The 13,013-nt window shown below is 60.5% G+C and carries 11 protein-coding genes and 1 pseudogene; 7 read left to right on the forward strand and 5 right to left on the reverse strand.

The features are described 5' to 3' along the window. The 3 genes and pseudogenes from E1297_RS49160 to E1297_RS14270 all read left to right on the forward strand — a co-directional run. Positions 1-266, forward strand: a pseudogene (locus E1297_RS49160) (EamA family transporter); the annotation flags it as partial. A gap of 90 nt (positions 267-356) precedes the next feature. Then, on the forward strand, positions 357-1,250 hold the full coding sequence (locus tag E1297_RS14265) for a CoA ester lyase (RefSeq protein ID WP_155139244.1): 894 nt from the start codon (positions 357-359) through the stop codon (positions 1,248-1,250). A gap of 7 nt (positions 1,251-1,257) precedes the next feature. Further along, positions 1,258-1,461 (forward strand): DUF1737 domain-containing protein, encoded by a 204-nt coding sequence (locus E1297_RS14270; protein WP_155139246.1) that lies wholly within the window; start codon positions 1,258-1,260, stop codon positions 1,459-1,461. 81 nt (positions 1,462-1,542) lie between these two features. On the opposite strand, the gene E1297_RS14275 is transcribed toward E1297_RS14270, so the two are convergent. The 4 genes from E1297_RS14275 to E1297_RS14290 all read right to left on the reverse strand — a co-directional run bounded on the left by E1297_RS14275 (position 1,543) and on the right by E1297_RS14290 (position 7,376). Continuing rightward, a complete protein-coding gene (locus tag E1297_RS14275) occupies positions 1,543-2,547 on the reverse strand; it encodes an ATP-dependent carboxylate-amine ligase (protein WP_155139248.1) in 1,005 nt (334 codons plus the stop codon). A gap of 44 nt (positions 2,548-2,591) precedes the next feature. Next, on the reverse strand, positions 2,592-3,230 hold the full coding sequence (locus E1297_RS14280; protein ID WP_155139250.1) for an outer membrane lipoprotein carrier protein LolA: 639 nt from the start codon (positions 3,228-3,230) through the stop codon (positions 2,592-2,594). A gap of 109 nt (positions 3,231-3,339) precedes the next feature. Further along, positions 3,340-6,156, reverse strand: coding sequence for a DNA translocase FtsK (locus E1297_RS14285; protein WP_155139252.1), 2,817 nt, complete (start codon positions 6,154-6,156; stop codon positions 3,340-3,342). Further along, positions 6,153-7,376: an aminotransferase class I/II-fold pyridoxal phosphate-dependent enzyme gene (locus E1297_RS14290; RefSeq protein WP_155139254.1), complete on the reverse strand. Its 1,224-nt coding sequence runs from the start codon at positions 7,374-7,376 to the stop codon at positions 6,153-6,155. Before E1297_RS14290 ends, E1297_RS14285 begins: the two co-directional genes overlap by 4 nt. A 182-nt stretch (positions 7,377-7,558) precedes the next feature. Here E1297_RS14290 and E1297_RS14295 point away from each other — a divergent pair, with 182 nt between their 5' ends. Then, entirely contained in the window at positions 7,559-8,212 is a 654-nt protein-coding gene (locus E1297_RS14295; RefSeq protein WP_155139256.1) for an SGNH/GDSL hydrolase family protein, read from the forward strand. 6 nt (positions 8,213-8,218) lie between these two features. Here the strand turns inward: E1297_RS14295 and E1297_RS14300 are convergent, their stop codons facing one another. Beyond that, positions 8,219-8,482, reverse strand: a complete 264-nt coding sequence (locus E1297_RS14300; RefSeq protein ID WP_155139258.1) for a DUF1674 domain-containing protein — start codon at positions 8,480-8,482, stop codon at positions 8,219-8,221. A 133-nt stretch (positions 8,483-8,615) separates the two neighbouring features. On the opposite strand from E1297_RS14300, the gene htpX reads away from it, so the two are divergent. From htpX to E1297_RS14315, 3 genes are all read left to right on the forward strand, one after another. Continuing rightward, complete coding sequence (gene htpX / locus E1297_RS14305; RefSeq protein ID WP_155139260.1) at positions 8,616-9,560, forward strand: zinc metalloprotease HtpX; 945 nt, start codon at positions 8,616-8,618, stop codon at positions 9,558-9,560. Positions 9,561-9,673: 113 nt separating this feature from the next. Then, entirely contained in the window at positions 9,674-11,047 is a 1,374-nt protein-coding gene (gene rsmB, locus E1297_RS14310; protein ID WP_155139262.1) for a 16S rRNA (cytosine(967)-C(5))-methyltransferase RsmB, read from the forward strand. A 130-nt stretch (positions 11,048-11,177) separates the two neighbouring features. Then, positions 11,178-12,932, forward strand: coding sequence for a heparinase II/III family protein (locus E1297_RS14315; protein WP_155139264.1), 1,755 nt, complete (start codon positions 11,178-11,180; stop codon positions 12,930-12,932). Positions 12,933-13,013: the final 81 nt, after the last annotated feature.

A 13,013-nucleotide genomic window follows, 5' to 3' on the forward strand; every position in this document is an offset into this window, starting at 1 on the left:
ATTGCCGCGCGAGCGGCTTCGTCCAAGGGCTGTTTCCGGTCGGGCTTGCCTTTTTCACATGGGATATCGGCGTCAAGCGCGGCGACATTCAGGTTCTGGGTGCGGCGGCCTATTCCGCGCCCCTGTTGTCGACATTGCTTTTGATTGCATTTGGCTTCGGCGCTTTGACCTTGCCGGTAATCCTTGCTTGCCTTGCGATCACGCTGGGGGCGGTCATTGCGGCCAAGGACATGATTTTCCGGAGAGCGGCCGCCGCCGCGCAATAACGGACAGGACTGCGCCGAAAGGCCAGTGGCAAAACCGGGCGTCTGAGGATAGCGTGCGCTGCAACAGAGTTAATTGTCCAGAGGTTGTTCATGCCGCAAATGCCGAAGCCGCGCCGTTCCGCTCTTTACATGCCGGGCTCCAATGCAAGGGCGCTCGAAAAGGCGAAAACGCTCGACGTTGATTGTCTCATTCTGGATCTGGAAGATGCGGTGGCACCCGATGCCAAGGGCTTGGCGCGGGACCAGATTGTCACGGCTGTGGGCGAGGGCGGATACGGCGACCGCGAGGTGGTCATCCGGATCAACGGGCTCGACACGCCCTGGGGCGAACAGGACCTTGAGGCGGCCGCAGGCGCAAAACCCGATGCGATCCTGATCCCGAAGGTGAACACGCCCGCCGATCTGGAACGTGTGGCGCACAAGCTTTCCGTCCTTGGGGCGCCGGAGACGGTGAAACTCTGGGCAATGATGGAAACACCCGACGCGATGCTGAATGCCGGTGCGATCGGCGCCTGCGGCCGGGATGCCAATGTCCGGTTGTCCTGTTTCGTGATGGGCACCAACGATCTTGCCAAGGAAACCCGGGCAGCCCTGATCCCGGGCAGGGCCGTGATGATGCCCTGGCTGATGACCTGCGTGGCCGCCGCCCGCTCGGGCGGCATCGATATTCTCGATGGGGTCTACAACGCATTCAACGATCTGGAGGGCTTTGAGGCCGAGTGCCGTCAGGGCGCGCAAATGGGCATGGATGGCAAGACGCTGGTCCATCCCAAGCAGATCGAGCTCTGTCACACGGCGTTTAGTCCGGGCGAAGAGGAAGTTGCCTGGGCCCGAAAGATCAACGAGGTGTTTGACCTTCCTGAAAATGGGGATAAGGGTGCGCTTCAGATTGATGGGAAGATGGTCGAACGGCTGCATGCGGAGATGGGCAAGCGCGTGATTGCGATTGCCGATGCCATTGCTGCCCGGGGCCAGGCAAGCTGAGGCTGACATGAGACTTTACCGCTTCATTACAGGCGTGGACGACAGCGAGTTCTGCCACCGCGTTACCGCGGCGCTGAACAAGGGCTGGGAACTGCATGGCTCACCGTCCCTGACCTACGACGCCGAACGTGGCCGGACCATGTGCGGTCAGGCGGTGGTCAAGGAAGCCGACGGAACCTATTCACCCGGGATCAAGCTCGGCGAGTACTGATAGAAGGGCAGGGCCTGCTGCAAATGCCGCAGCGGGCCCTGTTTTTGCCAACATGGCCGGGACCGGCTCCCGGCAGTCCGGTCAAGCCGCCGTGGTCCGGTGCCGGTCGACCCGGCGCATGTGCATGCCCTGTGCCATGGCCATGAACACGAGCTCGTATATCGCGGCGACGGTCGCGGCATCCGTATCGCTCTGGGCCGCCAGGTGATTGAGGCCGGGGGCGGCATTGGCTTCCAGAACGGTATAGGCCGGGTCCTCGCCTGTAATATCCTTGACCATCATGTCGATCCCGGCATAGCGCAGACCGAGGCTTTGGGCGGCACGAACGGCCACATCCAGATGGTTTTGTCCGACACGGTCAGTGACAACCTCGCCCGAGCCGCCTGCCGAGAGATTTGCATTCGCCAGCAATCGGACCTTTTGGCCTTCCTCCGGCACCGAGTCGAGTGCAAGATCCTGCCGTTCGAGCTCGAACAGGATGCGCGGGTCATCCGCTTTGAGCTTGGCCACACCGGGCAACAGCTCTTCCATGGTGGACGCGCCGTCGCCGGTCGCATGGGGCGGATGGCGTTCGATGGCGCAGTGCGCCTTGCCGTCCAGAACGATCACCCGGAGATCTGTTCCCGGAACCGCCTGTTGCAGCATGACCAGATTGTAGCGGGCGCAGAGGTCCTTCAGCGTTTCGTCCAGCTGGTCCTGATTGCGCAGCTTGATGACGTCCTTGCCTTCCTGTCCGCCGTTGGGTTTGACGAACAGGGGATAGCCCATGCGCTCGGCGAAGTCCGCGACCTGCCTGGTGACGGGTTTTTCGATTTTTTTGCCCGCCACATAAAGCAGGAGGCTTTCAGGCACCCGGAAGCCGTCGCGTTTCAGGAACTTGAGCGCATAGGCCTTGTCATCGGCGACTTCCGAAGCGCCAAGCGTGTTCAAGTCGAAATGGGTGCCCTTGTAGAACCGTCTGACGCCGTTGCGGTCCTCGATGAAACCGGCATAGCCGATCTTGGGATCGCTGACGAGCTTGAGACCTTTGCGCGCGCAAAAGTCCGATAATAGCTGCCGGACGCGTGAAGGGATTTGATGGGCCATGGGCAGCCTGCACAAGAGGTTGGGATGGTGTTTTGCCAGCGTCTCTAGAAACGGTTCTGACGCGCGTTGGCAAGATAGTCGATCTCGAAAAGGTCTGGATTTGTCGGTCCGTTCGCAACTGTGTTGTAAATGGCGACGGACGTGTCATAGCCTTGTGAGTCGGTTACGGTCCACTGTTTCAGCTTGTAGTCCTTGGCGTCGAAGATCAGCGTCAGAAGGCCCGAATTGAAGGCTGTCTTGTCTTCGATCGTGACCGTGATCAAATCCGGCTCGACCAGCACATTGGTGACATTCGCGTCCTTTTGCAGGTTGATCGTGTCGGACAACAGGAACCGCAGAGGGGTCTTGTTCAAGGGCCAGATGTCCTGCGTTGCCAGCTTGCGGTCGCGGACCGATACCGACTTGCCGTCAGCGATGATGTCCAGCTTTGCCGGAGGGTTGTAGTAGAACCTCACCTTGCCCGGCCGGGAGATATAAAACTTGCCGTCTGTCTGGGTGCCATCCGGCCCGAACTGGATGAAATCGCCATGCATTGTCTTGATGGAATTGAAATAGCTGTTCACATCGCTCAGCGATTTTTGTTCGTCGTCGGTCAATGCCCAGCCGGGAGACAAGGTTGCAATAACCAGCGCTCCAGCAAGTGCGGCCTTGCACATCAGGGCGGAAACAGAGCGCTTCAGCATGGCATATCCTTTTCAGACCGGTTGGCGTCGTCAGCATCCGGACGCAGTTCTACCACACTGTGTGTGGCATTCCTTGGGCATTGAAAGTGCCGTTGCGTCGCAGACCCTATTATATATCTTCTTCCACGCCGTTTTTCACGAGGATTTCGCGCTTGCCCGCATGGTTGGCGGGACTGATGAGGCCTTCCTGTTCCATCCGTTCGATCAGGGATGCCGCCCGGTTGTAACCGATGGAGAGCCTGCGCTGAACATAGGAGGTCGAGGCCTTCTTGTCGCGCAGAACGATGGCAACCGCCTTGTCATAAAGATCGTTGCCTTCGTCACCGCCGCCACCGGATGATCCGCCGTCATAGGGGCTATCAGCATCATCGTCTTCCTCGGTCACCGCTTCGAGATATTGCGGGGTGCCCTGGACCTTCAGATGCTTGACGATATCCTCGACCTCGTCGTCGGAGACAAACGGGCCGTGCACGCGCTGGGTACGGGCGCCCCCGGCCATGAACAGCATGTCGCCCATCCCGAGCAGCTGCTCCGCGCCCATTTCGCCCAGAATTGTGCGGCTGTCGATCTTGGAGGTGACCTGGAACGAGATACGGGTCGGGAAGTTCGCCTTGATCGTACCGGTAATGACGTCAACGGACGGGCGCTGGGTCGCCATGATCAGGTGGATGCCGGCCGCACGGGCCATCTGGGCGAGACGCTGGATCGCGCCTTCGATGTCCTTGCCGGCAACCATCATCAGGTCGGCCATCTCGTCCACGATCACGACGATATAGGACATCGCCTCGAGCGGCAGTTCTTCTTCCTCGTAGATCGGCTCGCCCGTGTCCCGGTCGAAGCCTGTCTGCACGGTGCGGCTGAAGCTTTCGCCCTTTTCCAGCGCCTGCTTGATGCGGGTGTTGTAGCCGTCGATGTTGCGCACGCCCATCTTGGACATCTTCTTGTAGCGCTCTTCCATCTCGCGGACGGTCCACTTGAGCGCAACGACGGCCTTTTTCGGATCGGTCACCACCGGTGTCAGCAGATGCGGAATGCCGTCATAGATCGACAGTTCCAGCATTTTCGGGTCGATCATGATCATCTTGCACTGGTCCGGGGTTAGCCGGTAGAGCAGCGACAGGATCATGGTGTTGATCGAGACGGACTTACCCGATCCGGTGGTCCCTGCGACCAGCAGGTGCGGCATCCGCGCAAGATCGGCGACGACGCTTTCGCCATTGATGGTCTTGCCGAGCGCCATGGCAAGCTTTGCCTTGGACTTCTCGAAATCCTGCGCCGCCAGCAACTCGCGCAGGTAAACCGTTTCCCTCCGGGCATTCGGCAATTCGATACCGATGGCGTTCTTGCCGGGAATGACCGCGACACGGGCCGAGATCGCACTCATCGAGCGGGCGATATCGTCGGCAAGACCGATGACGCGGGACGACTTGATCCCGGGAGCCGGTTCGAGTTCGTACAAGGTCACAACAGGCCCCGGCCGTACTTCGATGATTTCGCCTCTTACGCCGAAATCCTCCAGAACCCCTTCGAGGATCCGGGCGTTTTGTTCCAGCGCATCGGCGGACAGGCCGGGTATCTTGCCGCCTGTCCGGGGTTCGGCAAGCAGCTGGAGCGGTGGAAGTTCGTAGTCCTCCGGTGCCTTCAGGAAATTCGGCTGGGCATCGGCGCGTGCGCGTTGCCCGGGCCTGGGCCGTGGCGCCGGTGGCACGACGCGCCCCGTCGGGGCTGCCGGAACAGGCTGGTCTTCCGGATCCGGGCTGGCGATCCCGATCGGTTTCAGGTCGGCAGGTCTTGCGACCTCACCCCGGTCGGACAACAGGTCGCCCGGTTCGAAACGGATATCCGGGTCCTCGTCATCGTCGAAATCGAACGGATCGTCTTGGTAGCCCGGCTCCGGATCCTCGTCGGGCAGATCATCTCCAGGGTCATTTTCCGGCGCCTGCCTTTGTGTTTTGCCGCGCTCATAAAACGCATCCAGCCCATCATCGTCATCCGGGCTGAGTTTGTCGGCAAGGGACCGGCGGAAGCGTTTCAGGACACCGGCTTGCCGGGTGTCTTCCGGCTCATAGCCCGCAACGGCGTCTTCTTCATCTTCCTCAATCCACTCAGGTTCTTCCGCCGCACGTTTCGGCGACACGCCGAAGACCCGGCGCAGGAGCGCGCCGCCGAGCAGTAGCGTATGGCTGACCTGACCAATGGCGGCGCTTGCCAGCATCCCGAGCCGTGATTCACTTGCCTCGTCTTCCTCGTCGTCGTCCATGGTGACGATCTGCCGGCCATGGCCCCGGGGTACGGCTGGCGCTTCGTCGACGGGCGCCGCATCGCGCTCTGCCGTGCTGAACCATCCAGCCGATGCGATCAGGAAGAAGGCGGCCGGGAGGCCAAGACCGATCGCCCCGACAATCATGGCTGCGCCTTCGGTCATGTTGCTGGTGATCAGTGCGGGCAGGAAGTGGATCTTGTCGCCGAGAAATCCGCCAAGCCCGGTCGGAAGCGGCCAGCTCTCGGGGATGGGCAGGGAGGCGAGCGCGCCTGCGGCCAAAACGGTGCCGACGAACCAGAACAGGATCCGCCGCCGTCTGATCCTGAGGGCCTTGCCGGTCACAAGACGCCAGCCCCACAGGACGATGGGAACCAGGAAGACCGCTGTCGCAAGGCCGATGGTCTGCATCAGCACATCGGAGATGATCGCGCCCGGTGTCCCCAGTGCATTGTGAACCGGTGCGCCGGTCGCATGGTTGAGGCTGGGGTCGGAGACCGACCATGTGGCGAGAGCGGCAGCCAAACCCGCCGCAATCGCGATGATGCCGAGACCGCACAGCGCGATCAGGTTCCGGCGCAGGAACCGCTTGATCGGGCTTTCCGTGTCGCGCAGGTCGACGGATGGCCGCCGGGTTCCGGTGCGGGCAGCGCTTGCCTGTCTCATGCATTTTCCCCCAGCCATCTTGCCAGACGCTCAAGTGCAGTCACCGTGTGATCCAGCGGTGCCACCAGCCCGACGCGGATGTAATCATTGCCCGGGTTGCTGCCGTCGCTCTGGTCCGAGGCGAGATAGCTTCCGGGAAGAACCTTGAGCCCCGCATCGCGCCACAGCTTTTCGGTCACCTGTGTGGCCGAGCCCCACTGGCCGGTATTGAGCCAGAGAAAGAAACCGCCCTCGGTTGTCACAGGGCCGAGGATCGGCCGGAGATACGTTTCGGCGGCCTCGTATTTTTCGTTGTAGAGCCGCCGGTTCTCGATGACATGGTCCTCTTCCGCATAGGCGCGCGCGGCAACAGCCTGCGCAGGGATCGGAACTTGCGGAGCGGCCAGTCCCCGGAACCTGACCCACTTCGAAAGAAAATCGGGGTCTCCGGCGGCAAAGCCGCAGCGCAGCCCGGCGAGGTTCGAGCGCTTCGACAGGGAATTCAGGACGATGACTTTCTCAAAGCCGCCCCCAAGCGCCTTTGCAGCCTCCAGAATTCCAGGCGGTGGTGTGGTGCGGTAAATCTCGGAGTAACACTCGTCGGCAAAGACAAAAAACTCGTGCCTGCGGGCGAGCCCTATCAGCTTTTTCCAGTAGTCCATGCCGGCAACCGAACCTTCGGGATTGGTCGGCGACGCAACATAGAAGGCGACTGTCTTGTCGAGGAGTTCGGGTTCCAGACTGTCGAGATCGGGCAGGAAGTTGCCGCCGGGCGTTGCGTCGAGCAGGACGGCTTCGGCGTCTGCGACATGCGCGGCTGCGGCATAGGTCTGGTAGAACGGGTTCGGCAGGATCACGGCCGGATGGTCCAGGCCCTTTCCGAGTTGATCGCGGGCAGCGATTGCCCCGAAGGACAGGCCCTCGCGTGAGCCGTTCAGCGGCAATACCCCGCGCTCACGGTCAATCATGCCATTCAGCCCGTAGCGCTTGTCCAGCCAGTTGGCCACGGCGTTGCGGAAGTCTTCCGTACCGTTGATCGGCGGATAGCGCCTGAAATCGGCCATGGAGGCGTTTAGGACCTCTGAAGTGAAATCCGGGATCGGATGTTGCGGTTCGCCAATTGTCAGCGCAATTGGCGGCAGGCCCGGTTTGCTGTCACCCAGCAAGGCGGCAAGGCGCTGAAACGGATTGGAGACCGGCAGGGCGGCGCCGCGCCGGTAATGAGAAGTGCTGACTGTCATGAATGTCCCGAACATTCGTTACGCGTACTTAACGGTAACCTATTCCGCTTATGGTAAAGCTCTGATTAACCAACAACACCGGGCTGGTGCCGCGCTTGTGCCCCTTGATGCCTTGCCGTTGCCAATGCACCAACATAAGGTTTTGTCTTATATATGGTTTTCTGAAGCCTGGAGAAAAGCACATGGACGGTTCCAAGAATCCGACCTCGGTGGTTTGTTTCGGGGATTCCCTGACTTGGGGGTTCAATCCGGTGGATCGTACCCGTTACGGCCATGACTTGCGCTGGACCCGGATGTTGCAGACGGAACTCGGGGAGGGGTTTCATGTCGTTGAGGAAGGGCTGAACGGTCGAACGACCGTGTTCGAGGATCCGATGAACGGAGACAAGAACGGGCTGGCTCATCTGATGACTGTCCGCAAGACCCACATGCCGATCGATATCCTGATCATCATGCTGGGGACCAACGATCTCCAGACGCGCTTTCAATTCGGTGCGGAAGCGCTTGGCCGTGCGATGTCCCGGCTTCTGGACTATGCCGGGCGTGATCTGGATGTGGTTGAGGGGGAAGCCCCAAAAGTGCTGCTCATGTCGCCGCCTACGCTCGGAGAGCTGAAGGGAACGCCCTACGAAGAGCTTTATCTCGGACCGGACCGGCGGAAAGAGTCCGGCAAACTCGCCAGCGTTTACCGGCGGATCGCCAGTGAATATGGCGCCGCTTTTTTTGAAACCGGATCGGTCGTCACGGTGAGCAAGCTGGATGCCTTGCATCTCGATCCGGACATGCAGGCGCCACTTGCCCGAGCCGTTGCAAAAGAAGTGCGGAAACTGGCCTGACCCGGCCTAGAAATCGACCGTGATACCCTTGATCTCCCAGTCTTCGTAGCGGGTGGGCTCAAGCCCTCCGCGGCCGTTGACTTCCTTATCCATGGCATTGTGGCGGGCGTCGATTTCCTTGCGCCGTGTTTCGGCTTCCTTGAGTGCACGCTGCGCCGCCGGTGGCAGGTCTTCAAATTTTCGTCTTGGTGCCTCGGCCGGTTCGGGTGCCAGACTTGGTGCGTCCTGGACCGTGTAACTCTCTGAAATCAGGTGTTCTTTTTTGGGCATAATGAAGCCTCGTTACAATCGGATACAATTGCATAACCTTGCGGGACTGGCGGATTAACACCATTTCATTGTCATGACAGCCCTATATAGAGTGGCTTAGCATGAAGAGAAACAGGTCAGGTGGACAGGTAGGATGAACTTCATTCGCACAGCGATGCTTCTGGCGGCAATGACCGCCCTGTTCATGGGCATTGGCTACCTGCTCGGCGGCACGGGCGGGATGATCATTGCACTGGCAATTGCTGCCGCCATGAACATGTTCAGTTACTGGAACGCGGACAAGATGGTTCTGCGCATGCACAATGCGCAGCAAGTGGACGAGCGCACGGCACCGCAGCTCTACGGTATCGTCCGGCAGTTGGCGGCCAATGCGAAATTGCCGATGCCGAAGGTCTATTTGATCAACAATCCGCAACCCAACGCCTTTGCAACGGGCCGGAACCCGGAAAACGCAGCTGTTGCCGCAACCACCGGCCTGATAGACATGCTAACACCGCAGGAACTGGCCGGGGTGATGGCGCATGAACTGGCGCATGTGAAACATCATGACACCCTTACCATGACCATCACGGCGACCATCGCCGGTGCAATTTCCATGTTGTCGAGTTTTGCGTTTTTCTTCGGCGGCAGCCGCAACAACCCGCTCGGGATTGTCGGTGTCCTGTTGATGATGATCGTTGCACCAATGGCAGCCATGGTTGTTCAGATGGCGATTTCACGGACGCGGGAATACTCGGCCGACCGCACCGGTGCCGAAATCTGTGGCGAACCGATGTGGCTTGCCTCTGCCTTGCACAAGATTTCCGGCGGAGTTGCGCGGATCCACAATCCGGCGGCGGAACGGTCGCCTGCTACGGCTCACATGTTCATTATCAATCCGTTGTCAGGCGAGAAGATGGACAATCTGTTTTCCACGCACCCTGATACCCAAAACCGGATCAACGAGCTGCGCAAGCTGGCTCAACGCGGCATGGGATCGGCGCGTGTCAACATTGATCCCCAGCCAGCTCCGGCTTCAGGCCCCTGGGGCCGCCGGCCGGCGCAGACATCCGACAGGACGCGTGGTCCCTGGGGGTAAGGGGCTTCCGTTTGGTGGCCGAACCAAATAAGTAGCCGTTGAGCGCCGCGTGCCAGCAACAGGGTTCGCGGCGTTGTCTTATGTAAGCTCCCAAACAATCCGGAACCCAGCACTTGTCCAAGAACCCCCGCTTTCAAAACAGGAAAAGCCCGTCAAAACCCGAGAATCCGAACGACAAGCCCGGGTTTGCGGCACGCAAGGTGGCGGCGGACATCCTGGGAAATGTCGTCCATAAGCGGCGGCCACTGGACGGGGAACTGGACGCGTCAAACGGTCATTCCGGGTTTCGGGCACTGGCGGCCAATGACAAGGGACTGGTCAGAGCGATTGTCGGAGCCGCCCTGCGTCACCGGGGCGAAATCGCGCAGATCCTCGATTGGGTTCTCGACCGGCCAATTCCTGAAAAAACCGGACGTGTTCAGGACATCCTGCATGTGGCGATTGCCCAGATGCTGTTCATGGAAATTCCGGACCGTGCGGCCGTGTCCATATCAGTTGACCATGCCGGCTCGGACCGCCGGGCGGTTCCCTACAAGGGCCTTGTGAACGGGGTTTTGCGCCGGATTGGCCGGGAAAAGGACGATCTCACGAGCGAGCTCGACCCGGCGCGGATGAACACCCCGGACTGGCTGTTCGAAAACTGGACAGCGGCTTATGGCGAGGATGGGGCGAGGGCAATCGCGCTGGCCCACTTGAAGGAAGCAGCCCTCGACGTGAGCGTGAAAGCAGAGCCCGAAGCCTGGGCCGACAAGCTGGACGGGGTGGTTGTTGGGGCCGGTTCCGTGCGTTTGCGCAACAAGGGCGCGGTCGAAACACTGGCGGGATTCGAGGCGGGAGCCTGGTGGGTGCAGGATGCAGCCGCCTCCTTGCCCGCCCGCCTGTTGGGCGATGTGTCGGGCAAGCGGGTCGCCGACCTGTGCGCGGCTCCGGGCGGAAAAACCGCCCAGCTTGCAGCCGCCGGGGCCGACGTGACCGCGATCGATATTTCGGCAAGCCGTCTCAAGCGGCTTTCGCAGAACATGCAGAGGCTCGGTTTGGCCGTGGACACCGTTGCGGCCGACTTGCGGGACTATGAGCCGTCCGGGCTGTTTGACATGATCCTGCTGGATGCGCCTTGCAGCGCCACCGGCACCATCAGGCGGCACCCGGATGTTCCCTGGATCAAGAAACCGCAGGACATTGAAAAGCTTGCCGGGATACAACAGGCCTTGCTGCAGCACGTCGCGAACTGGTTGAAGCCGGGGGGCACGCTCGTCTACTGTACATGTTCACTGGAACGGGCTGAAGGGGAGGTGCAAATCGAAACGTTTCTGCAGTCCTCATCGGCTTTCGAATTGCAGCCGATTCGGTCGGACGAAGTCTCTGATCTTGGTCAACCCATTACAAATGAAGGGTATTTGCGGACCTTGCCGTCACATGATCTGGGGATTGATGGGGTGGAAACAGGCTGGGACGGTTTTTTTGCAGCACGCCTCAAGCGCCTTTAACGCAGCTTAAACTGTTAATGCGATCATAATCGTCAAGAAACGGCTAACCTTAACGCTTCGTTTCGCTGTTTTGTAACCGAGAGGATCCACTTATTTCAGCGCAGTTTCCTGAGAGTTTCAGGGCGTTGCCATGACCATGGGGGCCGTTTCCGAAAAGGGGCGCATCTGGCGCCTCGTGGCACATCATGTCTGGCAACGGGCCTTAAAGTGGGTGCATGGCGGGCCGTTGTTCCGCTGGCGGCCACCCTCAAGTGTGCCTGCCCGCCTGCTGATCGCGCCCCAGGACCTGAAGACCGCCGATGCGACCAATGCCGGAGACATCTATGGCGGCAGGTTTCTGTTTGCCGGTCATCTTGTCGAGACCCACGGCCGCTCGCCTTTTGAAGTCTACGGACAACATCTGGACTGGCAGCGGGCGCTGCACAGTTTCGAATGGTTGCGTGACCTGAGGGCAGCAGAAAGCCGGGTCGCGAACCAGAATGCCCGGGCGCTTGTCGATGACTGGATACGCCAATGCGGCAGCTGGCACCCGGTCGCTTGGGAAACGGCGGTCGTCACCCGGCGGGTCACCATGTGGCTTGCCCATTCGCCCTTCATTCTCGACGAGGGCGAACTTGATTTTTACCGGCGGTTCATGCGTTCGCTGGCAAAGCAGGTTCGCTACTTGCGCAAGACCATCAATGAGACCCGCGATGGTGTCGAGCGCTTGCAAACAGCGATTGCCATTGCCTCGGCCTGTATCTCCATGTCGGGCCAGGGCCGTTTTGCCCGCCAAAGCATCCGCCGCCTGGATCAGGAGCTCAACCGGCAGATCCTGAGCGATGGCGGCCATATCTCGCGCAATCCAAGAGCGGTCATCGATATTCTTGCCGATTTGTTGCCTGTCCGGCAGGCGTTTGTCGCGCAAGGGCAGGAGTTGCCCGACGCAATGCTGAAATCCGTCGACCGGATGATGCCGATCTTGCGCTTCTTCCGCCACGCAGACGGCAATCTGGCGCATTTCAACGGCATGGGCTCCACGCCGACGGATCTGGTTGCGACCATCCTTGCCTATGACGATGCACGTGGTGCTGCCCCGGTCAATGTTCCCTATACCGGATATCAGCGGCTCACCGGCGGAACGTCGGTCGCCATTGTCGACACAGGAAAACCGCCCGCGCTGCTCGTTTCCGAAGATGCACACGCCGGGTGCCTGTCGTTCGAGTTCTCCTCGAACCGTCACCGCATCGTTGTGAACTGCGGCGTGTCCAGCCGGTCCAACGAAATCTGGCGGAAAGTCAGCCGGTCAACCGCAGCCCATTCCACGGCAACCATCGAGGACACGTCTTCCTGCCGGTTTCTGTCGGACACCTCCTTCGGCAACTGGCTGGGCACCCCGATCCTGTCCGGCCCGGCCAATGTGCCGGTCTCGCGAGAGGATGGTGGCGCGGGTACGCGCGTCACAGCCAGTCATGACGGGTATGTCCAGACCTTCGGTGTCCTGCACGAGCGCGATCTGCGGTTGTCGGACGATGGCAGTGTTCTGGACGGCATCGACACGTTCCTGCGGAAAGGGCCGGTTGATCCGGCTCACCGGTTTGCCATCCGGTTCCATCTGCACCCGTCCATCCGCGCCAATACGGTCCGGAGCGGAACCGCGGCGCTGCTGGTTTGCAGCGACGGCGAAGCGTGGGAATTCGATGCGCCGGGTGTCGAAATCACGGTCGAGGAGTCCATCTATTTGTCGGACGTCTACGGCCACCGGAGGACCAGTCAGATCGTCTTGTCCGGCGCCTTGCAGGAGATCCCCTCGATCGCCTGGCAATTCCGCCGCACGGCAACGGCGAAACTCAGCCGGCGCGGAACCACGGAGTTCGACGAGCTGCTGCTTCCGCTGGAGGAATAGGGGCCTTTCTGCGCCCTTTTGCTTTTGTGAAGTTCGTGGTAGGGGCTCGCACAACCCCTCCTGACTGCCCTACCGCGAGGC

The sequence above is a fragment of the Roseibium sp. RKSG952 genome, from assembly GCF_009711355.1.